Origin of the sequence: Aeromicrobium chenweiae (assembly GCF_003065605.1) — a bacterium.
Lineage (GTDB): Bacteria > Actinomycetota > Actinomycetes > Propionibacteriales > Nocardioidaceae > Aeromicrobium > Aeromicrobium chenweiae.
In genome coordinates this window covers 2,609,200-2,632,772 of sequence record NZ_CP026952.1, presented here as the reverse complement: position 1 = coordinate 2,632,772, position 23,573 = coordinate 2,609,200, and the positions used below count along the sequence as shown (strand labels likewise).

General features: G+C 70.8%; 22 protein-coding genes. 12 read left to right on the top strand and 10 right to left on the bottom strand.

Going from position 1 to position 23,573, the window contains the following annotated elements:
* Positions 1-70 precede the first annotated feature (70 nt).
* The 8 genes from C3E78_RS12690 (at position 71) to C3E78_RS12660 (ending at position 5,101) form a co-directional block, all read left to right on the top strand.
* Positions 71-1,309, top strand: a complete 1,239-nt coding sequence (locus C3E78_RS12690) for a TadA family conjugal transfer-associated ATPase (protein WP_108578928.1) — start codon at positions 71-73, stop codon at positions 1,307-1,309.
* Positions 1,297-2,157: a type II secretion system F family protein gene (locus C3E78_RS12685; RefSeq protein ID WP_108578926.1), complete on the top strand. Its 861-nt coding sequence runs from the start codon at positions 1,297-1,299 to the stop codon at positions 2,155-2,157. The genes C3E78_RS12690 and C3E78_RS12685 overlap by 13 nt, the downstream gene beginning before the upstream one ends.
* Positions 2,154-3,068, top strand: a complete 915-nt coding sequence (locus C3E78_RS12680; protein ID WP_235833615.1) for a type II secretion system F family protein — start codon at positions 2,154-2,156, stop codon at positions 3,066-3,068. The genes C3E78_RS12685 and C3E78_RS12680 overlap by 4 nt, the downstream gene beginning before the upstream one ends.
* 14 nt (positions 3,069-3,082) lie before the next feature.
* Complete coding sequence (locus C3E78_RS18500; protein WP_168217178.1) at positions 3,083-3,244, top strand: hypothetical protein; 162 nt, start codon at positions 3,083-3,085, stop codon at positions 3,242-3,244.
* Between the two features lie 2 nt (positions 3,245-3,246).
* Positions 3,247-3,633 (top strand): TadE family protein, encoded by a 387-nt coding sequence (locus C3E78_RS12675; RefSeq protein WP_108578922.1) that lies wholly within the window; start codon positions 3,247-3,249, stop codon positions 3,631-3,633.
* On the top strand, positions 3,630-4,067 hold the full coding sequence (locus C3E78_RS12670; RefSeq protein WP_108578919.1) for a TadE/TadG family type IV pilus assembly protein: 438 nt from the start codon (positions 3,630-3,632) through the stop codon (positions 4,065-4,067). Before C3E78_RS12675 ends, C3E78_RS12670 begins: the two co-directional genes overlap by 4 nt.
* The gene (locus tag C3E78_RS12665) at positions 4,064-4,462 is read left to right on the top strand and encodes a pilus assembly protein TadG-related protein (RefSeq protein ID WP_108578917.1); all 399 of its coding nucleotides are present in this window, start codon (positions 4,064-4,066) and stop codon (positions 4,460-4,462) included. The genes C3E78_RS12670 and C3E78_RS12665 overlap by 4 nt, the downstream gene beginning before the upstream one ends.
* A gap of 78 nt (positions 4,463-4,540) precedes the next feature.
* Positions 4,541-5,101: a hypothetical protein gene (locus C3E78_RS12660; RefSeq protein ID WP_108578915.1), complete on the top strand. Its 561-nt coding sequence runs from the start codon at positions 4,541-4,543 to the stop codon at positions 5,099-5,101.
* A 56-nt stretch (positions 5,102-5,157) separates the two neighbouring features.
* Here the strand turns inward: C3E78_RS12660 and C3E78_RS12655 are convergent, their stop codons facing one another.
* From C3E78_RS12655 to C3E78_RS12635, 4 genes are all read right to left on the bottom strand, one after another.
* Positions 5,158-6,912, bottom strand: coding sequence for an ABC transporter ATP-binding protein (locus tag C3E78_RS12655; protein ID WP_108578913.1), 1,755 nt, complete (start codon positions 6,910-6,912; stop codon positions 5,158-5,160).
* The gene (locus tag C3E78_RS12650; protein WP_108578911.1) at positions 6,909-8,609 is read right to left on the bottom strand and encodes an ABC transporter transmembrane domain-containing protein; all 1,701 of its coding nucleotides are present in this window, start codon (positions 8,607-8,609) and stop codon (positions 6,909-6,911) included. The genes C3E78_RS12655 and C3E78_RS12650 overlap by 4 nt, the downstream gene beginning before the upstream one ends.
* Before the next feature lie 375 nt (positions 8,610-8,984).
* Complete coding sequence (locus C3E78_RS12640; RefSeq protein WP_108578907.1) at positions 8,985-10,676, bottom strand: acetolactate synthase; 1,692 nt, start codon at positions 10,674-10,676, stop codon at positions 8,985-8,987.
* A gap of 46 nt (positions 10,677-10,722) precedes the next feature.
* Positions 10,723-11,640 carry a DUF2785 domain-containing protein gene (locus C3E78_RS12635; RefSeq protein WP_235833614.1) on the bottom strand — a complete coding sequence of 306 codons (918 nt, stop codon included), beginning with the start codon at positions 11,638-11,640 and terminating at the stop codon, positions 10,723-10,725.
* Positions 11,641-11,678: 38 nt separating this feature from the next.
* On the opposite strand from C3E78_RS12635, the gene C3E78_RS12630 reads away from it, so the two are divergent.
* Positions 11,679-13,133, top strand: coding sequence for a sensor histidine kinase (locus C3E78_RS12630; RefSeq protein ID WP_108578903.1), 1,455 nt, complete (start codon positions 11,679-11,681; stop codon positions 13,131-13,133).
* A gap of 69 nt (positions 13,134-13,202) precedes the next feature.
* On the opposite strand, the gene C3E78_RS12625 is transcribed toward C3E78_RS12630, so the two are convergent.
* Entirely contained in the window at positions 13,203-13,454 is a 252-nt protein-coding gene (locus C3E78_RS12625) for a WhiB family transcriptional regulator (RefSeq protein WP_108578901.1), read from the bottom strand.
* Positions 13,455-13,610: 156 nt separating this feature from the next.
* Between C3E78_RS12625 and C3E78_RS12620 the strand changes: the two genes are divergently transcribed.
* The 3 genes from C3E78_RS12620 (at position 13,611) to C3E78_RS12610 (ending at position 16,328) form a co-directional block, all read left to right on the top strand.
* On the top strand, positions 13,611-14,006 hold the full coding sequence (locus tag C3E78_RS12620) for a hypothetical protein (RefSeq protein ID WP_135804807.1): 396 nt from the start codon (positions 13,611-13,613) through the stop codon (positions 14,004-14,006).
* A gap of 132 nt (positions 14,007-14,138) precedes the next feature.
* On the top strand, positions 14,139-15,341 hold the full coding sequence (locus C3E78_RS12615; RefSeq protein WP_108578897.1) for an NAD(P)-dependent malic enzyme: 1,203 nt from the start codon (positions 14,139-14,141) through the stop codon (positions 15,339-15,341).
* An 18-nt stretch (positions 15,342-15,359) separates the two neighbouring features.
* Complete coding sequence (locus tag C3E78_RS12610) at positions 15,360-16,328, top strand: zinc-binding dehydrogenase (protein ID WP_108578895.1); 969 nt, start codon at positions 15,360-15,362, stop codon at positions 16,326-16,328.
* A gap of 82 nt (positions 16,329-16,410) precedes the next feature.
* Here C3E78_RS12610 and C3E78_RS18495 read toward each other — a convergent pair whose 3' ends face one another.
* Genes C3E78_RS18495 through C3E78_RS12595 form a run of 5 tightly spaced genes read right to left on the bottom strand, consistent with a single transcriptional unit; the run spans position 16,411 to position 23,468 of the window.
* Positions 16,411-16,584, bottom strand: a complete 174-nt coding sequence (locus C3E78_RS18495; protein ID WP_168217177.1) for a DUF1059 domain-containing protein — start codon at positions 16,582-16,584, stop codon at positions 16,411-16,413.
* A 40-nt stretch (positions 16,585-16,624) separates the two neighbouring features.
* On the bottom strand, positions 16,625-16,801 hold the full coding sequence (locus tag C3E78_RS18490) for a DUF6104 family protein (RefSeq protein ID WP_168217176.1): 177 nt from the start codon (positions 16,799-16,801) through the stop codon (positions 16,625-16,627).
* 20 nt (positions 16,802-16,821) lie between these two features.
* Positions 16,822-20,589 (bottom strand): multifunctional oxoglutarate decarboxylase/oxoglutarate dehydrogenase thiamine pyrophosphate-binding subunit/dihydrolipoyllysine-residue succinyltransferase subunit, encoded by a 3,768-nt coding sequence (locus C3E78_RS12605; protein WP_108578893.1) that lies wholly within the window; start codon positions 20,587-20,589, stop codon positions 16,822-16,824.
* Between the two features lie 52 nt (positions 20,590-20,641).
* On the bottom strand, positions 20,642-21,799 hold the full coding sequence (locus C3E78_RS12600; protein WP_108578891.1) for a winged helix DNA-binding domain-containing protein: 1,158 nt from the start codon (positions 21,797-21,799) through the stop codon (positions 20,642-20,644).
* 34 nt (positions 21,800-21,833) lie between these two features.
* A complete protein-coding gene (locus C3E78_RS12595; protein WP_108578889.1) occupies positions 21,834-23,468 on the bottom strand; it encodes a chitinase in 1,635 nt (544 codons plus the stop codon).
* Positions 23,469-23,573 lie beyond the last annotated feature (105 nt).

The following is a 23,573-nucleotide window of genomic DNA, read 5'->3' as shown; positions in this document are numbered from 1 at the left end:
CCTTCCCATTGCCCTGGAATGAGTGCAGTATCGGGACAGACAGCATCTCTTCGGGGGAAGAGGTTGGGAGATGGAATCGTCGACGCCGGCACTTGCCGACCGCGTGCGGGACCTGGTGCGCCAGCGCCGGATCGACCCCCGCACGGAGGCGGACTCCGTACGCCTCGCCGCCCTCGACGCGATCGCCGAGCACGAGTCGCGCAGCCTGACCGGGGCCGTGAGGTCGCTGGACGAGCCGGACGTCGTCGTGGGTCAGATCGTCGCCGACGTGAGCGGCTTCGGTCCCCTGCAGGCGTACCTCGACGACGACACCGTGGAGGAGGTCTGGATCAACGAGCCCTCGCGGGTGTTCATCGCCCGGGAGGGACGCCATGAGCTCACCTCGCTGATCCTGACCGCCGAGCAGGTGCGGGAGCTGGTCGAGCGGATGCTGTCGACCTCGGGTCGACGGCTCGACATCTCCCAGCCGTTCGTGGATGCGATGCTGCCCGGCGGTCACCGGCTCCATGTCGTCCTCGACGGGATCGCGCGGGGTTTCGCGGCCGTCAACATCCGCAAGTTCGTGGCCAAGGCCCACTCCGTCAGCGACCTGGTGGCACTCGGGACGCTCGATCCGCCGAGTGCCGCGTTCCTCGACGCGTGCGTCCGTGCAGGCCTCAACATCGTGGTCTCCGGCGGCACGCAGGCCGGCAAGACGACCCTGCTGAACTGCCTCGCCGCATCGATCCCCGGCTCCCAACGGCTGGTCTCGGTCGAGGAGGTCTTCGAGCTGCAGTGCGGACACCCGGACTGGGTCGCGATGCAGACCCGTCAGGCGGGGCTCGAGGGCACCGGCACGATCGACCTGCGCATGCTGGTCAAGGAGGCGCTGCGCATGCGGCCTTCCCGGATCGTGGTCGGTGAGGTGCGGGCAGCCGAGTGTCTTGACCTCCTGCTGGCACTGAACGCCGGCCTGCCGGGCATGGCCAGCATCCACGCCAACTCGGCACGGCAGGCGCTCGTGAAACTCTGCACCCTCCCGTTGCTGGCCGGCGACAACATCGGCTCCCGGTTCGTGGTCCCGACCGTGGCGGCGTCCGTCGACGTCGTCGTCCACACGGGTATGGATCCCGACGGCACCCGTGCGGTCCGCGAGATCGTGGCTGTCACCGGTCGGGTCGAGAACGACCTGATCGAGTCCGACCCGGTGTTCGTGCGGCGGGACGGTCGACTGGAGCGCGGCCACGGAGCCCCTCTGCGGCGTGAGGCGTTCGAGCAGGCCGGCATCGACCTCGACTCCGTTCTGGGGGTGACCCGGTGGGCGCCCTGATCGGTCTGATGGCCGGGGTCGGGATCCTTCTCGTCCTCTGGACCTTCAGCGAGCCGGACTGGCAGCCGACCAGCCGTACGTCCGCACGACGCCACCCGGTCGCCGACCTGCTCCAGCGCGCGGGCGTCGATGGTGTGTCGCCCGCGCAGCTCGTCGCCCTGTGCGTGCTCGCCTTCGCGATCGGTGCGGTGGTGATGGCGGGTGTCTCGGGCGTCGCGGCGATCGGTGTGGTCTTCGGGGCGATGGCGGCCGGGGTGCCCGTCGCGATCCTGCGGGGCCGGGCGATGCGCCGGCTCCGCGACCACGCGGCGCTGTGGCCGGACGCGGTCGACAACCTCGCCTCGGCCGTCCGCGCCGGTCTCTCGCTGCCGGAGGCACTGATCCAGCTGGGGGAGCGCGGGCCCGAGGGGTTGCGTGACGCGTTCGAGCAGTTCGGCCGCGACTACCAGGGCACCGGCAGGTTCAACGACTCGCTCGACCGCCTGAAGGACCGTCTGGCCGACCCGGTCGGCGACCGCGTCGTCGAGGCGCTGCGGATCGCCCGCGACGTGGGTGGTGGCGACCTCGGGCGGATGCTGCGCTCCCTGTCGGGCTTCCTCCGCGAGGACCTGCGGACGCGTGGTGAGCTGGAGTCTCGGCAGTCCTGGACGGTCAACGGTGCCCGGCTCGCCGTCGCCGCGCCGTGGGCGGTGCTGCTCCTGATGTGCCTCCAGGGCGACGTCGTCGGCCGGTTCGCGTCCGGCACGGGGCTGATCGTGCTCACCGCAGGGGCCGTCCTGTGCGTGGTCGCGTATCGCCTGATGATGTGGATCGGGCGTCTGCCCGCCGAACGGCGGATCCTCGCGTGACCGGCGCGCTCGTGGGGTTCTGTGCCTCGGCCGGACTGCTCCTGACGATCTCCGGCTGGTTGCGCAGCCGCCGGCCGACGCTCGACCAACGCGTCCTCCCGTACGTCCGAGACGTCCATCCTGCCCCGGCCGCGCCTGGTCCGGCGGGGCACCTGCTGGGTGCGGTGTTCGGCCCGTCCTTGCAGCGGGTGGGCACTGCGGTCGGCGACCTGGTGGGCGGCTCGGCGAGCGTCTCGCGACGTCTGGTCCGCCTGGGGTCACCCAGGACCGTGGACGACTTCCGCATCACCCAGGTGATGTGGGGCTCGGTCGGCCTCGCCATCGCTGCAGCCGCCTCGGCGCTGCTCTGGTCGAGCCGAGGCACCTCCGTGCCCCTCCTCCTGCTCATCTGCCTGACGGGATTCGTGCTGGGCGTCCTGTGGTGCGACAACCACCTCTCCGCGCAGGTGACCACCCGCGAGCAGGAGATGCAGGCGGAGTTCCCGGTCGTGGCCGACCTGCTCGCGCTCGCCGTCGCGGCCGGGGAGAGCCCGATCGCGGGTCTCGAGCGCATCATGAAGGTCTGCCACGGCGCCCTGACCGACGAGCTGGCGCGGGTGATCTCCGACGTCCGCACGGGCACGCCCATGGCCGACGCCTTCGACCGGTTGGCCTCGCGCACCGGCGTCACGAGCATCGCCCGGTTCGCCGAAGGCCTCGCGATCGCTGTCGAGCGAGGCACCCCGCTGGTCGACGTGCTGCACGCCCAGGCGGCCGACGTGCGCGAGTCCGGGCGCCGCGAGCTCATCGAGGCTGGTGGTCGCAAGGAGGTCGCGATGATGCTCCCGGTCGTGTTCCTCATCCTCCCCGTGACCGTGATCTTTGCGTTCTTCCCCGGCTATGTCGGACTCCACCTCACCTCGGGCACGTAACGAAAGGAACTCTCATGACCCGCCTTCCATCCCATCGGCACGACGAACGAGGTGATGTCCCCGGCTGGGTGATGATCACGGTCATGTCGGCCGGCCTCGTGGCGATCCTGACCGCCGCAGCCGGTCCCCAGCTGCGCAACATGCTCACCCAGGCGCTGTCGGCCGTCGGCGGCTGATCGTGCGCGCCGCCGATCGCGATCGGGGCGCGGCGGTCGTCGACTTCGTGCTGATCATGGTGCTGCTCGTGCCGCTCGTGCTCGGCATCGCGCAGGTCGCCCTCGTCCTGCACGTGCGCAACACCCTCGCGGCCGCAGCCTCGGAGGGCGCCAGGTCGGCGGCGCCCCTGGGGGCCACGCCCGCGGACGGGGTGGAACGGACACGCACGATGATCCGGCGGGCGCTGGACGACCGGTACGCGGACGACGTCGCGGCCTCGCTGACCACGATCGGCGGCGTCCCCGGAGCCGAGGTGGAGGTCCGCGCGAAGGTGCCGGCACTCGGTCTGTTCGGCCCGGCGGTCTCGGTGACGGTCCGCGGGCACGCGGTTCGCGAGGTCGAGCCATGAGGACCCGATCGCAGGACGGCACGGCCACGATCGAGTTCGTCTGGCTGACGTTGCTGCTGCTCGTCCCGTTCGTCTACATCCTGGTGGCGGTGTTCGACACGCAGCGCGCCTCGTACGGGGTGTCCACCGCCAGCCGGTCGGCCGCGCGGGCGTTCCTTCAGGCGCCGGACCCGGCGGCCGCGGAGAAGCGTGCCCGCCTCGCCGCCCGGGTGGCGCTGGAGGACCAGGGGCTCGACGGCGCGAGCGTGCGCATCACGTGCCTGCCGTCGTCAGCGGAGTGCCTGCAGCCGGGATCGTCCGTGCGGGTGGTCGTGCGCGCGACACAGCCGTTGCCCCTCACGCCGAGCGCCCTGGGCTCGCAGCTGGGCGGGGTGACCGTCGACAGCACGCACACCGAGCCGTACGGCAGCTTCCGGAAGGAGCGCTCGGGGTGAGGCGCGAGGACGGCCAGATCACGGTGATGACGATCGGGTTCCTGGTGTTCATCGGCCTGCTCGCGGCGGTCGTCATCAACGCGTCGGCGGCGTTCCTGGCGCGGCAGGAGCTGGACAACGTGGCCGACGGTGCCGCCCTGGCGGCGGCTGACGGGCTGAGCCGGGACACCTTCTACCGCCGGGGCGAGGTCATCCTCGATGACGCCGAGGCGCGGCGGCTCGTGAGTCGTTACGTGACCGGCGACGGGATCAGGATCGTTCGCGTCTCGACCGACGACGAGGAGGTGCACGTCCGCCTGGAGCGTTCGATCGACCTGGCGCTGAAGCCGCCGGGGTTCACCTCCCGCACGACGATCGTGTCCGAGGCGACGGCCCAGCTGCGTCTGGGGGAGTGAGGTCGGAACGACTGATCGCCCAGTCGTTGCTGTGCGGACGCACAGGATTCTGACAGGCAAGCCGGTCATTCTGGATGCATGAATGAGGACAGCTCCACGAACGACAAGACCATCCGAGACAACGACACCGTGATCGACCACAGCGTCGGTCAGGACCGCCCGAAGGAGGACGCCAGCATGAACACCGAAGAGACCACCACCCAGCAGAAGGACCAAAAGGCTTCCCGGTCCTGGTCGACCCGCACCGTCGCAGTCGGCGGAGTCGTCGCCGTGCTGCTCGGCCTGGGTGCCGGAGCCGCGATCGGCAACGCCACTGCGAGCGATGACGACAGCCACTTCGGCCCGGGCAGCTCCCGCAGCGACGACGGCCGGGGCCGGATGGGCGGTGGCCCCATGGGGCAGGCGCCGCAGGGTCAGGGCCAGGACGGCCAGGACCAGCAGGCACCTGGTGGCCAGGACGAGCAGGACCAGGAGGGCCAGCGCGAGGACGGCCGGCATGGCGGTCCAGGCGGCGAGATGGGCCCGCAGGGCAACGGTCCGCACATGGACGGCCGCGGTGGCCAGGTGCCGGATCAGCAGAAGCAGGGCAATGGCAGCGACGACGCGAAGTCGAACAAGTCCTCGAGCTCGGCTGCCTGAGGCCAACCGCTGAGGGAGGCGGACGCCGACGGCGCCGCCCCTCCCGTCAGCGGGGATCAGCTGGACCAAGCAGTCCAGAGGTCGGCGTAGCGACCGCCCGCGGCGACCAGCTCGTCGTGAGTGCCCTGCTCGACGATCCGCCCACGCTCCATCACGACGACCCGGTCCGCGGCCTGCGCCTGGGTCAGACGGTGCGCCACCACGATCGCGCTACGGCCGACGATCGCGGCCAGAGCGGCCTGCTCCAGCTCCCGCGCTCCGGACGAGCCGGCCTCGGCGGTCGCCTCGTCCAGCACGACGACCTCGGGGTCCAGCAGCACGACGCGGGCCAGGGCCAGCTGCTGCGCCTGCGCCGGGCTGAGGGGCGTCCCGAGGTCGCCGACCTGCGTGTCGAGTCCTTCGGGCAGGGCCCGCGCCCACGGCTCGGACCCGGTGGCGCACAGCGCCTCCCACAAAGCCTCGTCCCCGGCGTCCTCGCGGGCCAGCACCAGGTTGTCGCGCAGCGAGCCCGCGAAGACGTGCACCTCCTGCGAGACCAGCGCCACGTGGCGTCGTACGGTCGCCTCGTCCGCCGCGACGAGATCGAGCTGCCCGAGCCGTACGGACCCGCCGGTCGGCTCGATCGTCCCCGCGGCGATGCCACCGAGCGTGGTCTTGCCGGCTCCCGTTGAGCCGACCACGGCGACATGCTCGCCGGGGGCGATCCGCAGGTCGACCGCCGACAGGACCTCGCGGTCCCGGTCGTACGCATGGCGGACGCCGTGCAGGACGAGGTCCGGCGAGGGGCCGGGCTCCTGGGTGGACACCGTGCGACGGGGGATGAGCGCGACACCGGCGAGCCGGGCGAGCGCCGCTCCGCTGGACTGCACTGAGTCGAAGACGAACAGCAGCGCCCCGATGGGGTTGAAGAGGCGGTGGAAGAACAACGCGGCCGTCGTCGCCGCACCGACGGTGACGGCGTCGTCCCGGACGAGCAGGAACCCCGCGGACAGGACGAGCGCGAGTCCCACCAGCTCCGAGCTGTTCATCCGGGCGCCGAAGCGGGTGTACAGCCGGAACACGCCGACGGTGATCTCGACGGCGTCGCGCGAGCGGCGGTCGATGTTCTCGAGGGCGTCGTGCTCGCGGCCGAACGCGCGCAGGGTCGCCGCGCCGTGGACCCCCGTGACGAGGGCGTCCGCGCGCTCGCCCTCGGCCGTGCGCTGCCGGGCGTAGAACGGGGCCGAGCGGGGAAGGTACCAACGCAGCGCGAAGACGTAGCAGGGGATCGCGCCGAGCCCGGCGAGCCCCAGGCGCCAGTCGAGGGCGAAGAGCCCGCCGGCGGTGAACACGACCGCGGCCAGCGAGTTGATGAGCAGCGGGATCGCCTCGTCGAGAGCCCGCGTGAGGTGGCGGACGTCGTCGCCGACCCGCGAGACGATGTCGCCGACCCCGGCGGCCTCGATGCGCGCGGTCTCGAGGTGCAGCGCGCGATCCAGCACGTCCTCGCGGAGCTCGGCGAGCGCCGGAGCCACGGTGTGGGCGAGGGCTGCCATCGAGAGCGTCGCGAAGAGCGCGCCGGCGACGCCCGACACGACCATGACGACGACGGCCTGGTGGATGACCGACGCGTCGGCACCGTCTCGTACCGCGTCGACGACTCGGCCGATCATCAGGACGGGGATGATCCCGGCCAGGCCCACGAGCAGGAAGGACCCGATCGTCAGCACCAGGCTGGCGACGCGGCCCCGGACCATGCGCCACGCGAGCGCTGCGGTGTCCCGGGCCGAGGCGACCGGGAGCAGGTCGTGGGCGGGTGCGTCGACGCTCATCGAAGGACCGCCTCGCGGTAGGTGGGGTCGCCGATCAGCTGGCTGTGAGGCCCCTCGGCCACGACCCGTCCGTCGCGCACGAACAGGACGCGGTCGGCCTGCTGCAGCATGGCCGGGCTCGACGTGAGGACGACCGTCGTGCCACCGAGGCGAGTGCGTACGCTGCGCAGACCGGCCGCGATCGCGTGCTCGGTCACCCCGTCGACGGCACTGGTGGGGTCCTGCAGCACCAGGACCGGCGGACGCGCGGCGAGGGCGCGCGCCAGGGCCACCCGCTGCCGCTGCCCACCCGACAGGCTGGAGCCGCCGGCGCGGACGGCCCGGTCCAGCCCGTCCGGGTGCAGGGCGACGACGTCGTCGACCGCGGAGGCGGCCAGCACCTCATCCAGCTCCTCGACAGGGAGCGCGCCGTCCGGGTCGATGGCCGAGCGGAGCGTGCCCTCGAAGATCTCGGTGTGGTGGGGGCTGACGAGCAACGTCTTGCGGCGCGAGTCGATCGTGAGCTCGCCGAGAGGCACGCCCCCCAGGGTGATCGTGCCGGTCGTGGCCTCGTCGGCGCCGGCGAGCAGGCGTACGAGCGCGTCGGAGGTCGACGGGTCGTCGATCGTGACGGCGAGCATCTCACCGTCACGGGTGGTGAACGACAAGCCGTCGAGCGGGCCGCCGCTCACGTTCGCGATGCCCAGCTGGGGGCGCTCACCGTACGGGACCCGGTCACCGACCCGGACGATCCGCGGCGTGGCGAGGAAGGCCGCGATGCGGGCCGCCGACGCGCGGGAGGCGGCGAACTGGGCGCTGATCTCGCCGAGCCCGGTGATCGGCTCGGCCAGGAACTGGGTGAGCCCGACGAGGGCGACGAGCTGTCCCAGGCTGATCTCGCCGTCGAGGGCGAGGGAGCCGGCCACCAGTGTGACGAGGGCCAGGAGGACACCGCTGAGGCCGGTGGTCATCCCCAGCAGGTAGCCCCACGACCGGGCGACCCCGATCGTGTCGCGGCGCGCCGTCTGGCTGGCCGCGCGGTAGCGGGTCAGTGCGACGTCCTCGCCGCCGATGCCCTTGAGGGGACGGAGGCCTTGGACCAGGTCGCCGGCGAGGCCGGACGCGCTGGCCGTGCTCTGCTGCTGGCGGTGGGTCCGGCGGGCGACCAGGGGTGTGACGACCTGGATGAGGACCACGACCGCGGGCACGCCGACCAGGATCATGAGTCCAAGCTGCACGTCGACCTGCAGCACGTACACGGCGACGACGAGGACGCTGGCCATGGAGGCCACGGCGAAGGCCAGCTGCCACATGACCTGGGAGACGAGCTCGGCGTCCGACGTGGCGACGGAGAGCGTCTCGCCCGGGAGCATGGACGTGCGCGCACCGCGAGGATGCAGGACGTGGCCGGCGACCTCGGTACGCAGGAGGTGTGCCTCGTCCTCCAGGCTGCGGACGATGAACCGGCCGCCGAAGCGGTAGCTGTTGCTCAGGACCGCGAACAGGACGGCAAGTCCGAGCAACGACAGTGCGAAGGCGGAGCCGTCCTCCTGAGCGATCCCGCGGTCGATGATGACACCGATGAGGACCGGCACGAGGGTCTCGCACATCTGCCAGACCATGATCAGCGCGAAGCCGACCGTGAGGCGTCGGCGGTGGCGTCGCAGGGCGCGACCGATCAGCCGGAGCCCGGTGCTGGGAGGAGCAGCGTCAGGCATGGGCTGCCGGGACGATCGTCGGGATCATGGCGCGCGGGCCTTCAGGATGCACCCGCCCATCCTTCCCGACGGCCGCCTCGTCCTTTCCCCCGGGCATCCCGTCACGAGTCACGCACGGACGCCGAGGAGTCGCGTACGGAGGCCGAGGAGTCGCGTACGGACGCCGAGGAGTCGCGTACGGAGGCCGAGGAGTCACGTACGGAGGCCGAGGAGTCGCGTACGGAGGCCGAGGAGTCACGTACGGACAGCGACGCGGTGTCCGCATCCCGTACGTGACTCGTCACCGTCCGTGGGTGACTCGCGGGCGTCCGTGCGTGACTCGTGAGCGTCCGTGCGTGACTCGTCGGCGGATGGGGGTGGGGCGGGGGTGGGGGGTCAGATGCCGGTGGTGGCCCTGGGGTAGGCGGCGTCGACGTCGGTCATGACGTTCACGAGGTACGGCACGCCAGAGGCGAACGCCCGGTCGATGGCCGGGCCGATCTCCTTCGGGTCCGTGACGAGCTCGCCCCCGCCGCCCAGCGCCGTCACGACCTGGTCGTAGCGGGTCTGCGGGGCGAGGTCCGCGGCGACGTCGTAGCCGTAGAGCCACTGCATCGGCCCCTTCTCCAGGCCCCACGCCGAGTTGTTGCCGACGATCATGACGACCGGCAGGCGGTGCCGGACGAGGGTGTCGACGTCCATCAACGACATGCCCGCGGCTCCGTCGCCGTACAGCAGGACGACCTGGCTGGACGGCCGGGCGATGCGCGCGGCCATTGCCGCGCCCATGCCCGCGCCGAGGCACCCGTACGGTCCGGGATCCAGCCAGCCGCCGGGACGCTTCGGCTCGACGAACTTGCCCGCGAACGACACGAAGTCGCCGCCGTCGCCGATCACGACGGCGTCGTCGGCCAGGCGGGGGAGCAGCTCGCCGTAGATGCGGGCCGGGTGGATCGGGTCGGCCGCCGCGGTGAGCAGCTCCTGGTCGCGCGCGGTCGCCGCCGCCACCTCGGTCTGCAGCGTCGACAGCCACGGCGCCCAGTCGGGCCGGCTGCCGGGGGTCGACTGCAGCGCCGCGAGCAGCCCGGTGAACACCGAGCTGAGGTCGCCGCTGGCCGAGCCGGCCAGCTCGGCGTGGCCGGAGACCTGGCCGGGGGAGTCCGCGAGGTGGACGGTCCTGGCCGCCGTGGCGCCGTCCTTGCCGCCGAAGACGCCGTAGCCGAGCCGGAAGTCCAGCGGCGTCCCGACCACGATCACGAGGTCCGCCTGGTTGAACGACGTCGAGCGGGCCTTGGTGACGAGCTGGGAATGTCCGCCGGGGACGATCCCGCGGCCCATGCCGTTGGAGATCACCGGGATGCCGGTCTCGGTGACGAAGTGCAGCGCCGCCTCCTCCGCGTGGTCGGCCCACACGTCGGTGCCCAGCACCAGGACCGGCCGCTCGGCCGCCGCCAGCAGCCCGGCCACCTGACGCAGCGCGTCCGCGTCGGGCTCGATCGCAGCCGTGGCGTTGCCTTGCGAGGCGAACGTCGCGGGGGCGCTGTTGAAGAACTCGTCCATCGGCACGTCGACGAACGTGGGACCGCGGTGCGAGGACCCCGAGAGGGTGAACGCCTCGTCCATCGTCGGCGCGATGTCAGCGACGCTGCGGGCCGTCGAGGCCGACTTCGAGATCGTCGAGAAGATCGGCGGGTGGTCGATCTCCTGCAGGCTGCCCGTGCCCCAGCGGTTGTTGGGGGCGCGACCACCGACGACCACGAGCGGCGACCCCGCGAAGCTCGCCTGTGCGACCGGGCTGACCCCGTTGGTCACTCCTGGGCCCGCGGTGAGCACGGCCAGGCCGGGCGTGCGGGTCAGCTTGCCGATGGCCTCGGCCGCGAAGACCGCGGTCGGCTCGTGCCGGACGTCGACGATCGGCATCGGCGGCTCGGCCTTGACCGCCGCGTCGTACAACGGGAACACGTGGGCGCCCGAGAGGGTGAACATCGTCTCGACACCGTGGGCGCGTGCCACGTCGAACGCGTGGACGCCGCCGTGCGGCGGAGCAGGGGTGCTGGACTCCGCCGCACCGGTGGTCTCAGTAGTCATGTGACGCACGTTACTCGACGGTAGGGGCCGCCGCGGGGGATGACGTTCAGCCGAGAGGACGCGCGCGGGTCGTCGGACGATACAGCCACGGCTGCTCGGCGCGGATCTGGTCGAGCACCGCCAGGATCAGGTCGGCGCGGTGCGCAGGCTGCTCGGCGAACAGCTCGGCATCGGACCGCAGGTCGTCGCGGCCCTGCACGCCCAGGGCGAGCTGGAGGTGCAGCGCCCGCAGGAACGAGGACGTGTTGCGCACGGCGGGTGGCGGCCACTCCGCCTCGAGGTGGCCGCGGGTGCGCGGCGGCTTGATGCCCTGCCCGAGCCTGGCGAGCCACGGCTCGACGATGCTCGGGTCGAGCGCGTTGCGATGCAGCAGCGTCATGACCGCGTACGCCAGGCGGTCCTCCTCGCCGTGGCGCCAGATGTACGAGGTGGGGGTCAGGACGCGGTCGGCGATGACGTCGAGCAGCACCGTGAGCTCGAGCCGCCCGAAGTGGCGCGACCGCGCGAGCGTGGCCAGCAGGTCGGCGCCGTGGGCAATCGCGTTGGCCCAGCCCTGCTCCGGGATCCACCCGCGGTGGTCCTGCTCCCTGACGTACCAGGCGGTCGCCCGGTCGCCCCAGTCGAGCACCGAGGCCGAGCTCATCAGGTGCTCGTTGTTGTCGCGCCCGATGATCTCGGCCAGCATCAGCGCACTGTAGGAGCGACGCAGGACCGAGACGTCGCCGTCGTGACCGAGCCCGTACCGCAGTCCCGGGGCGATGCCGTCGCCCAGGCCGGAGAGCAGCTGGTCGTACACGCCGCGGTTGATCCACGTCGTCAGCAACGGGTACGCAAGGTCCTCGCGGATGCGGGGATTGGGGTGGCCCAGCATCTCCACCAGCTCGACCGTGTACTCGTCGAGGCCGCGATCTGCGGGGACGTCCATCCCGCCCTGCATGACGGATTGCCAGTACGCCTCAGACACTCCGCCATCGTGCCACGCACCGTGGATACATTGGCCCAATGCCCTCGCTCGACGACATCGCGCAGTTCCAGACGTCACTGTCCAGCGAGGACGTCGCGTGGCTGCACGCGCTGGTCGCGGACTGGCAGATCATCGCCGACCTCTCGTTCTCCGACCTGGTGCTCTGGGTGCCGGACGGCGAGGCCAAGGGCATGTGGGCCGCCGCGCAGATCCGTCCCACCACGGGCGCGACGACCCTGCTCGAGGACGTCTCTGGGACGTTCCTGCCCACCGGCCGTGGAGAGCCGCTCGAGAACGCCCTGACGACTGGGCAGCTGGCGAGCGATCTGGTCGTCGAGGAGCGGGACGGCCGGCTCGTGCGCGTCGAGGTCATCCCGGTCCGCCGGGACGGTCGGACGATCGCCGTCATCGCGCAGCGCAGCTCGGCGGCGGGACTGCGGACGGCGAGCACGCTGGAGAGCTCCTACTTCGAGGCCGCGGACGAGCTCGCCGAGATGATCCGCCGTGGCGAGTTCCCCCTGCCGGGCACCCGGACCGATCTCGCGGACTCCCTGCGCGTCGGCGACGGCTTCGTCCGGACGAACGGCTCCGGCGTCGTGAGGTACGCGAGCCCCAACGCGATGTCGGCGTACCGGCGTCTGGGCCTGACCGGTGACCTCGTCGGCACGCACCTGGGCACCGTGACCACCGAGCTGGTCGATCGCCGTCCGACCGATCGTGGCGCGCGCGGGTTGCTGCGCGGCGACGAGAACATCGAGGCGGAGATCGAGAACTCCCATGCGTCCCTGCTGCTGCGGGTCATCCCGCTGCGGTCGGGCGGGCGCCGCAGCGGGTCCCTGATCCTGCTGCGCGACGTCACCGAGCTGCGTCTGCGCGAGCGCGAGCTCGTCTCCAAGGAGGCGACGATCCGGGAGATCCACCACCGGGTCAAGAACAACCTGCAGACGGTCGCCGCGCTGCTGCGGCTCCAGGGCCGCCGCATGGAGAGCTCTGAGGCTCGTGAGGCGCTGGAGGACGCGGTCCGCCGCGTCGGCTCGATCGCCCTCGTGCACGAGACGCTGAGCCAGTCCTTCAGCGACTTCGTGGAGTTCGACGAGATCGCCGACCGCCTGCTCCACACGGTGCTCGACGTCTCGGACGGCCCGGCCGGCGCGAACCGCATCGCCGCCGACCGGTTCGGGTCCTTCGGGCTGCTGCCGGGTGAGGTCGCGACGCCGCTGGCGATGGTGCTCACCGAGCTCATCCAGAACGCCGCCGCCCACGCGTACGACGAGCGGGGCGGCACCCTCAGCCTCGCGGTCAACCGCATCCGCGACAAGATCCGCCTGCGGGTCAGCGACGACGGCGCCGGGCTGCCCGCCGACTTCGACCCGTCGGGGAGCCTCGGGCTGTCGATCGTCACGACGCTGGTCGAGGGCGAGCTCGGTGGCAGCCTGACGTTCGAGGAGCGGGTGGGTGGCGGCACCACCGTGGCCATCACGCTGGTGGTGTGAGCGACCCGCTGCGGATACAAAGAACCCCGCGGCCGAGAGGCCACGGGGTTCACCGATACGTGCGTACGTTCAGGCAGTACGAATACGTGCCCGAGCATTGCGACGCTTCAGCGTACGACGTTCGTCTTCGCTCAAGCCTCCCCACACACCATGATCCTGTCCGGATTCCAGCGCCCACTGAAGGCACTGTTCGCGGACTTCACAGCGGCGGCATACGACCTTGGCCTCTTCGATCTGCAAGATGGCAGGACCCGTGTTGCCGATGGGGAAGAAGAGCTCAGGATCCTCATCGAGGCATGCCGATTTGTGGCGCCAGTCCATGGGGACACTCCTTCCCGTTCGGTTTTGCGCCCAGGGCAGGACTGTTTGTCCGTTCCATGGGCAGTAAGTCCATCGTTTCAACATTCTGAATCGTTTACAAGGGCCGGAGGCCCTATCGAATTGTCGCTTCGGTCACATGGTGCCTACCCTGACGTCGTGACGTCTTCTGGACGGCCGTCAGGGACGGCCCGAACACTGCTGCTCGTGGCCGCTGCGATCGTTGCGATCGAGGCGCTGACCTTCGTGGTGCTGGCCGTCGTCGAGGCGGCCCACATCTCGGGCGACCGGGTCGGCCTGGGCGTCGGGACGACGCTGTTCCTGGCCGTGATCGGCGCGGGCCTGTCGTGGGCCGCGTGGCGGGTGACGGAGGGCGACGCGTGGGCGCGCAGCCCGCTCGTGTTCTCGCAGCTCATCATCCTGGGCCTGGCGTACAACCTGCGCGGCGACCCGGCCTGGCTCGCGCCCGTCGTCGCGCTGCCCGCGGTGGTCGCGCTCATCGCCCTGCTGTCCCCGCCGGTGACCCGGGCACTCGGCCGGGACTCCGCGGTGTGAGAGACTGACAGCCGGGCACAACCCGTGACTTCCCGTCCAGGCGGGACAGCAGAATCGCGGCATCCATGCCGCTCCGGCGACCTGATCGGTGCCGGGGACCAGTACGGACACGTTCCCCGAGGATTCCCTTTCATGGTGGCAGCTGACATCGACCTGCAGGCTTCGAGCTTTCCCGATCCCGACGACCCCGTCTTCGCCCTGCACCGCGGCGGCAAGATGAGCATCAGCTCCACCGTCGAGCTGAAGGACGCCCACGACCTGTCGTTGGCGTACACCCCCGGCGTCGCGCAGGTGTGCGAGGCGATCGCGTCCGATCCCGAGATGGCCCACGAGTACACCTGGGTCTCCAACACCGTCGCGGTGATCACCGACGGGACCGCCGTGCTGGGCCTCGGCGACATCGGCCCGGCCGCCTCCATGCCCGTGATGGAGGGCAAGGCGATCCTGTTCAAGCAGTTCGGTGGCGTCGACGCGATCCCCGTCGCCCTCGACACGACGGACGTCGACGAGATCGTCGAGACGGTCGTGCGCCTCGCCCCGACGTTCGGCGGCATCAACCTCGAGGACATCTCGAGCCCCCGCTGCTTCGAGATCGAGCGCCGCCTGATCGAGCGGCTGGACATCCCCGTCTTCCACGACGACCAGCACGGCACCGCGGTCGTCACCCTCGCCGCGCTCATCAACGCTGCACGGCTGACCGACCGCTTCCTCGAGGACCTCAAGATCGTCATCTCGGGCGCGGGTGCGGCCGGCGTGGCGATCATGAAGATCCTGCAGTCCGCCGGTGCGAGCAGGATCTCGGTGGTCGACCGCGCGGGCGTCATCCACCCCGGACGCGAGGACCTCAACGAGGTCAAGCGGCAGATCGCCACCGAGACCGCGGGCTGGGCCCGTCCCGGGTCGATCTCGGACGCGCTGGACGGCGCTGACGTCTTCATCGGCGTCTCCGGCGGCACGGTGCCCGAGGAGTCGGTGGCCAAGATGGCGCCGGACGCGATCGTGTTCGCGATGGCGAACCCCACCCCGGAGGTCCACCCCGACGTGGCGCACCGCTACGCGCGGGTCGTGGCCACCGGGCGCTCGGACTTCCCCAACCAGATCAACAACGTGCTGGTGTTCCCGGGCATCTTCCGCGGTGCGCTGGACGTCCGCGCGACGCGGATCTCCGAGGGCATGAAGCTGGCCGCGGCCACCGCGATCGCCGATCTCGTGGGGGACGACCTCAGCGAGACGTACGTCATCCCGTCGCCGTTCGACCCCCGGGTCGCCACGGCGGTCGCTCGTGCCGTGACCGACACGGCACGCCGCGAGGGCCTCGCCCGCCGCCCGTACTGACACCCCCGAAGGAGCACCATGTTCGCGGTCTACGCCGGTCAGATCACTCCCGACAGCCCCCTCGAAGGACTCGTCGTCGGCGAGCGCCCCGATCCCGAGGTCCCGGACGGCTGGACGACGGTGACGGTCAAGGCCGCCTCGATCAACCACCACGACGTGTGGAGCCTGCGGGGCGTCGGCCTGGGCGAGAAGTCGCTGCCGATGATCCTGGGCTGTGACGCCGCGGGCTACGACGAGGACGGCAACGAGGTCCTCGTCCACGCCGTCATCAGCGACCCCTCGTGGCGCGGCGACGAGACCCTGGACCCCAAGCGTTCGCTGCTGTCCGAGCGGCACCAGGGCACCTTCGCCGAGAAGGTCGCGGTGCCGGCCCGCAACGTCGTGCCCAAGCCGGCCGGCCTGTCGTTCGCGGAGGCCGCGTGCCTGCCGACGGCGTGGCTCACCGCGTACCGGATGCTGTTCACGCAGTCCGGCCTCAAGCAGGGCGACACGGTGCTGGTGCAGGGCGCAGGCGGCGGCGTCGCGACCGCGGCGATCACCCTCGCCCGGGCGGCCGGCTTCCGGGTCTACGCCACGAGCCGCGACGAGGACAAGCGCGCCAAGGCCCTCGAGATCGGTGCCCACGAGGTGTTCGAGTCCGGCGCCCGGCTGCCCACGAAGGTCGACGCCGTCATGGAGACGGTCGGCGCGGCGACCTGGTCGCACTCGGTGAAGTCGATGCGCCCCGGCGGCACGATCGTGATCTCCGGGGCGACGTCCGGCGACGCGCCCTCGCACGCCGAGCTGACCCGGATCTTCTTCCAGCAGATGCGCGTCCACGGCTCGACGATGGGCACGCGCGACGAGCTGCACGCGCTCGCGCAGTTCATGGACGTGACCGGGACGCGCCCGCTGATCGACCGGGAGATCCCGATGGAGCAGGCGGCGGACGGACTGCAGAGCATCATCGACGGCTCGGTCTTCGGCAAGATCGTCCTGACCCGCTAGGACCCCCAGCCCAGATTTGCGGAGCTCTGCACCGTCCTGCCGGGCAGGAACCGTGCAGAAGGCCGCAAATCTGGGCTGGCGGTCAGTCCGCGACGGCGTCGTCGGGGATCGACGTCGCCATCGACAAGATGGCATCGGCCGGGTAGGAGCGTCCGCCGTGATTGTCGCGCAGGTGCGCGTCGACGGCGCCGACGAAGTCCTCGTCGGTCCGTCCCACGAGTCGTTCTCCGCAGGGACACATCATCATCTTGGCCATGACCGGAGCCTAGCGACCCGGTCCCGAGGACACCGCCCGGCTACTCGTCCTCGTCGTCGAGACGGGCCAGCCAGGTGGCGAGCCGCTCGACCGGGATCTCGAAGTCGGGGTTGAGGTCGACGAACGTGCTGAGCTGCTCCGCGAGCCAGGCGAAGGTGACCTCTTCGTCACCTCGCCGGCTCTGGAGCTCCTCGATGCCACGATCCGTGAAGTACATGACCCGTCCTCAGTCGTTGATCAGCTGAAGGCCTGCTGCATGAGCGTGGCCTGCTCCTCGACGTGGCGGTTGTGCGACCCCACCGAGGGTGCCGACGACTCCGGGCGCGAGACCCGCAGCAGGGGCAGTCCGCCGAGCTCACCGCTGAAGTGCAGCGCGATGTGCGGCCACGGACCCTGGTTGGCGGGCTCGTCCTGGACGAAGCGGACCTCGCGCGCGTTCGGGTACTTGGCGAGCTCGGCCTTGAGCTCCTCCAGCGGACGCGGGTAGATCTGCTCGAGGCGGACGATCGCGGTGCGGGACTGGCCCGACTCGCGCTTCTCCCGCTCGGCCATGAGGTCCCACGTGATGCGACCCGAGCAGACGAGCACGCGCTCGACCGCCGACGGATCGGCCACGTCGTCGCCGATGACCGGACGGAACGAGCCCGACGTGAAGTCGTCGGGCTGCGACGCCGCGGCCTTGCTGCGCAGCATCGACTTCGGCGTGAAGACGATGAGCGGACGGTGCTGGCCCTGCAGGTTCTGGCGACGCAGCAGGTGGAAGTACGACGCCGGCGTCGACGGCTGGGCCACCGTCATGGCGTTGTCCGCGCACAGGTCGAGGAAACGCTCGATGCGTGCCGACGAGTGATCCGGACCCTGACCCTCGTAGCCGTGCGGCAGGAGCAGGACGACGCCCGACTTCTGGCCCCACTTGGTCTCGCCCGAGGAGATGTACTCGTCGATGACGGACTGCGCGCCGTTGACGAAGTCACCGAACTGCGCCTCCCACATCGTGAGCGCCTCGGGACGGGCGACCGAGTAGCCGTACTCGAAGCCGAGTGCCGCGTACTCGCTCAGCAGCGAGTCGTAGACGTAGAACGTCGCCTGCTCGTCGCCGACGTGGGACAGGGGAGTCCACTCGTGGGCGTTCGTGCGGTCGATGATCGTCGCGAAGCGCGACGAGAACGTGCCGCGGCGCGTGTCCTGGCCGGCCAGGCGCACGGGACGCCCGTCGAGCAGGAGCGAGCCCATCGCGAGGATCTCGCCGGTGCCCCAGTCGATGGGGCCGGCCGAGATGGACTGCGCGCGGCGCTGGAGCTGCGGCAGGACCTTGGGGTGGACCGTGAAGCCCTCGGGGACGTTGGTGTACGCGTCCGCGATCGCCTTCATCGTCTCGGGCGTGATCGCGGTGATCAGCTCGCCCTCGTGCTCGGGCTTCTCGGGGTAGTCCGGGGTCCGGGTGTAGTCCGGGTCCGACGCGGCCTGCTTGACCTCGGCGAAGTTGCGCTCGAGCTGGGCCTGGTAGTCGGTCAGCGCCGCCTCGGCCTCCTCCAGCGTGATGTCGCCACGACCGACGAGGGCCTCGGTGTAGAGCTTGCGCACCGACTTCTTCGCGTTGATCGTGTCGTACATCAGGGGCTGCGTGAAGCTGGGGTCGTCGCCCTCGTTGTGACCGCGACGGCGGTAGCAGACGAGGTCGATCACGATGTCCTTGTGGAACGTGCGGCGGTACTCGTACGCCAGCTGCGCCACGCGGATGCAGGCCTCGGGGTCGTCGCCGTTGACGTGGAACACCGGCGCCTGGATCATCCGGGCGACGTCGGTGCAGTACGTCGAGGAGCGCGACGAGGACGGCGACGTGGTGAAGCCGACCTGGTTGTTGACGATCAGGTGGATCGTCCCGCCGGTGCGGTAGCCGCGCAGCTGGGACAGGTTGAGCGTCTCGGCGACGACTCCCTGACCAGCGAACGCGGCGTCACCGTGCACGAGCACCGGCAGGACCGGGTACTCCTGGCCGCGGTTGAGACGGTCCTGCTTGGCACGGGTGATGCCCTCGAGCACCGGGTCGACGACCTCGAGGTGCGACGGGTTGGCCGCGATCGAGACCTTGATCTTGTCGCCGTTGCCGGAGGTGAACTCACCCTCGACGCCGAGGTGGTACTTGACGTCGCCCGAGCCCTGCACCGTGCGGGGGTCGATGTTGCCCTCGAACTCGCGGAAGACCTGGCTGGGACGCTTGCCGGCGATGTTGACCAGCGCGTTGAGACGGCCACGGTGGGCCATGCCGATGCAGACCTCTTCGAGGTTGTCGGACGCTGCGGCCTCGCAGATCTCGTCGAGGAACGGGATGGTGGTCTCGCCGCCCTCGAGGCTGAAGCGCTTCTGGCCGACGAACTTGGTCTGCAGGAACGTCTCGAACGCCTCGGCCTGGTTGAGCTTCTGCAGGATGCGCAGCTGCTCCTCGCGCGGCGGCTTGGTGTGCGGACGCTCGACGCGCTCCTGGAACCACTCACGCTCGGTGGGCTCCTGGATGTGCATGTACTCGATGCCGATCGTGCGGGCGTACGAGTCGCGCAGGATGCCGAGGATCTCGCGGAGCTTCATGAACCGCTTCTCGCTCTTGAACGAGCCGGTCGCGAACTCGCGGTCGAGGTCCCACAGGGTGAGGCCGTGCGACGCGGTGTCGAGATCGGTGTGCATGCGCGGCGAGCTGTCGAGCGGGTTGGTGTCGGCCATGAGGTGGCCGCGCACCCGGAACGCGTGGATGAGCTCGAGGACGCGGGCCTGCTTGTGGACCTCGTCGTCGTGGCTGACCGGGATGTCCTGGGCCCAGCGGATGGGCTCGTAGGGGATCTTCAGCGCGCGGAAGATCTCGTCGTAGAAGCCGTCCTCGCCCAGGAGCAGCGCGTGGATGCGCTTGAGGAACTCGCCCGACTGCGCGCCCTGAATGACGCGGTGGTCGTACGTCGACGTCAGGGTCATCATCTTGGAGATGGCCATCTGCGCCAGCGTGTGCTCCGACGCGCCCTGGAACTCCGGCGGGTACTCCATCGAGCCGACGCCGATGATGACGCCCTGGCCCTGCATCAGCCGGGGGATCGAGTGGTTCGTGCCGATGCCGCCGGGGTTGGTCAGGCTGACCGTGGTGCCCTGGAAGTCGGCGACCGTGAGCTTGTTGTCGCGGGCCTTGGAGACCATCGTCTCGTACGCCGCCCAGAACTCGGCGAACGTCATGGTGTCCGCAGCCTTGATGGACGGCACCAGGAGGGTGCGCGACCCGTCGGGCTTCTTCAGGTCGATCGCGAGGCCGAAGTTGATGTGCTCGGGCTTCAGCTGGTTGGGCTTGCCGTTGACGACTTCGAAGCCGGTGTTCATCTCCGGCATGGCCTTCAGGGCCTTGACGATCGCCCAGCCGATGAGGTGGGTGAACGAGACCTTGCCGCCACGGGCGCGGGCGAGGTGGTTGTTGATGACGACGCGCTGGTCGAACAGGAGCTTGACCGGCACGGAGCGGACGCTCGTCGCGGTCGGGACCGAGAGGCTCGCGTCCATGTTGGCGACGGTGCGGGCAGCGGCGCCACGCAGCACGACGTTCTCGACCTCACCCGGTCCGGCCGCCGGGGCGTCCTTCGCGGCGGGGGTGGACGGTGCGGGCTTGGCCTTGACCGGAGGCGTGGCCGGGACCGGTGCCACGGGCGCGGGTGCGTCGGGAGCCTTCTCCTCGGGCGCCGTGGCGGTGGGCGGCTGCGTCTTGGCGGCCGGCGGCTGCGTGGACTCCGGCGAGGTGGGCGGCGGCGTGGGGGCGGCCGTGGCCACCGGAGCGGCCTTCGCGGGGGCGGTGCCGTTGGTGCCGTTGGCCCCGCTGTTGCCGTTGAGGCCGACGCCGTCACCGGTCTGGAAGAACGAGACCCAGGTCGCGTCTACGGACGTGGGATCTTCCCGATAGCGCTCGTACATCTCCTCGACGAGCCACTGATTCGTGCCGAAGTCGGGGGTTGAATGGTCTTGTGAGGACTCGGCCACAGCCTCGATCGCCTCTTCCGAATTGTCGCTGGCGCGCACGCGTAAATGTCGCTTAACAGGGTAACGCGGAGCCCCAGCGGTCTGCAGGCAGGCTCGGCCCGGTCACCGCGTTCTGTCCACCGTGCCACGATCCCGGCTCGCCTGCTTCGCTTTGGGGCCGAAGAACGCCTGTCACGTGGCGATCATCACTCTCGCCTCGCGGTCGAGGAACCGCCCGAAGCGCCGCCTCCGCCTCCACCGACCGCTGCGTGGCCCCATCGAGACCGGCGGCCTCCACCACGACGTCCACGGCGCGGGCGGAGACCGTGCGCGTCCACGTGCCGGCGAGCCGGCCGTCCAGCATCAGCAGCCCGCTGCCGCGCATCACGTCCTTCACCGCCCCCGCGAAGACGCTGTAGTCAGCCGGCTCCCGGGCGTAGGAGACGTACTCGTCGAAGCTGGACAGCAGCATCACGCGGGGGACCTCGGCCTCGACCGGATCGTCGAGCCGCCAGTGCGGCACGCCGTCGACGTCGAGCGGCGTCAGGTCCGCGAGCTCGATCGCGCGCCGGGCGTCGGTCAGCGTCAGGCTCGTCCACCAGGCGAGGTCCTTGTCGCGGACGGGTCCGTGCCCGCGGGCGTAGCGCCGGGCCGCGTCGGCCAACAGCTCGTCGTGCGTGCGGGTCATCGGACGGGGCTCGAGCAGGCGGTAGGTGTGCTGCTTCCCGCGCGGCGGGCCGTTGACGATCAACGCGTCGATCTCGGCGTGCATCACGACGTGGGCGAGCGACTGCCCGGTGTGGTCGAGACCCGCCGCCGCGAGATCGGCGCCGAGCTCGGCGCGGGTGCGGGTGGCACGGCCTGCGAGGGACGCGACGACGACCTCGGCGCAGCGGTCGAGGCGTTCGTCGGTGAGTCCGAGGTCCCGGTCGATCGCCCGCATGAGGCGGCGGATCCGTGGAGCCGTCAACGCGAGCCACCAGTGGACGTCACCGGGGTCGACGAAGTGCCACGTGGGGCGAAGCACGTGCGTGCGCAGGAACTCGCCGCGGGCGAAGGAGCCCTGCAGCTCGGCGAACGTCAGGCCGTCGGTGCGTCGACCGACGGCCCACAGCGCCATGTCGTGCAGCTGGGACTGCACGCAGCCGAGGTGGCTGACCACGTCGGACGCCGTGCCGAACCGCGGTGCGTCGAGACCCTGTGCGTGCAGACGTCCGACGACCGGCTTCATGCGAGGAGCATGACGCACGGGGGTGACAGGTCGGCTACCTGTCGTTCGTGCGCTTCTTCTTCCCACCGTCCTTGCGGGGCTTGGCGTCCTTCGTGGCCTTGGCGGCGGCCTGGGCGGCGGTGCGGATCTCGGCGTCGGTCAGTCGGCGCCACGGCGACGGCTGCTCGCGGCTCGCCTGGGCGTCGGGGCTGACGCCGGTCGACGCCCACTTGGCCGTGAACGGTGTTCCGCCCATCATGACGCGCTCGCCCTTGCGGTACGACCGGTCCTGGTCCCAGGTGGGATACGTCCCCCGGGGCAGCTTCGGCAGAGCGACGGGCTTCTCGCCCTCGAGCACCGGTCCCACCAGCTGCCACGGCGAGGATGCCGTGTCGACGACCGGGTCGTCGGGCACGTCGCCGAGGGTCCACCACTTGGCGACGTAGGCGTTGCGGTGCCAGACGACACGGGTGCCCTCGACGTACGTCGTCTCCTCGTCCCAGATCGGGTACGGGCTGGTGGCGGGGTCGTCCGCGCGGGCCTCCTCACCCTGTCCGCGTCCTGCGGACCCCGGCACGACGGGCGTCACCGCGCTCGTGTCCGGGCGACCGGTCATGTCGCCGCGCAACAGCTTCGCGAACGACGTGCCGCCCTGGTCGACGCCGCTGCACGAGTTGGACACCACGGTGACGTCGGGATAGTTCGCGCCGCACGTCCGGTCGCGGTTGAGCGACCACATGGACATGCGGCCCAGCCCCTTCTGGTCCGCGAACGCGCTCAGCCCTCGTGCGGCGGCCAGCGAGAAGACCTCCCCGGGCACGTCGTTCTGGCCGATCATCGGGGTGGCGCCCATGCGCCGCCACAGGGTCGAGGAGCCGACGTCCTGCCCGGCCCCGGCGTACACCTGGCCGAGCTGGCGGTGCGTCTCGGTGAGTGCGGCGATCGATGCGTCGAGCATCGACTGCCCCGTGGTCCGGCTGGCGCCGTAGTCCATCGTCATCACGTTGACGCCGGACAGATCGACGTCGTGGTCCAGCATGGTCTCGACCGCCCGTCTGCCGTCCTCGGACAGTCCGGACGGGGCGACCGGCAGCGTCAGCCAGACCCTCAGGTCCTTGCCGGCCTTGGCGCGCTCCACCTGGAGAGCGTGCATCGCCACCGCGCGGCGGCTCGCGGCGGCGCGGTCGGCCAGGCCGGCGCCCTCGTTGTCGAGGTCGATCATCCGCAGGTCGTAGCGCTCCACGACGCTGCGGTACGCCTTCAGGAGCTCTGCGGCGTCGGTGCACGCGGTCGCCAGCTCGGAGTTGACCGCGCCGCCGAAGGACACGACCACGCTGCCACCTTGCTGCCTCAGGCGGGCGATGCGGCGGTCGAGGTCGAGCTCGTCGGCCGCGGCGTCAAGCGAGTACGCGCTGCCCCACGTCGGGCGGCAGCCCTGCTGGGGATCGGAGACGATGAACGACAGCACGACGTCCCGGGTCGCCTTGGACGTCGGCTGCTCGAAGGCGTGCAGCGGGGTGACCGTCGCATCGACGTACCCGGCGTACCAGGCGTCGCCGTTCGCCTCGGCCGCCTGGGAGTCCTGGACGCTGTGCCAGCTCGACGTGCCCACGAGCACCAGTGCCGTCAGCGCACCGACGAGGACCGTCAGTCGGGTCCAGGACAGACGTCGCCCGTCGAATCGGCTCACTGCCACCCTCTCGTCCGCTTCCCCCGAGCGGGCTCATGGTGCCACGTTGTCGCGAACCGGGTCCACCGAACGCCGAACGTGGCTAGGGTGTCGCCGGGGATTGAG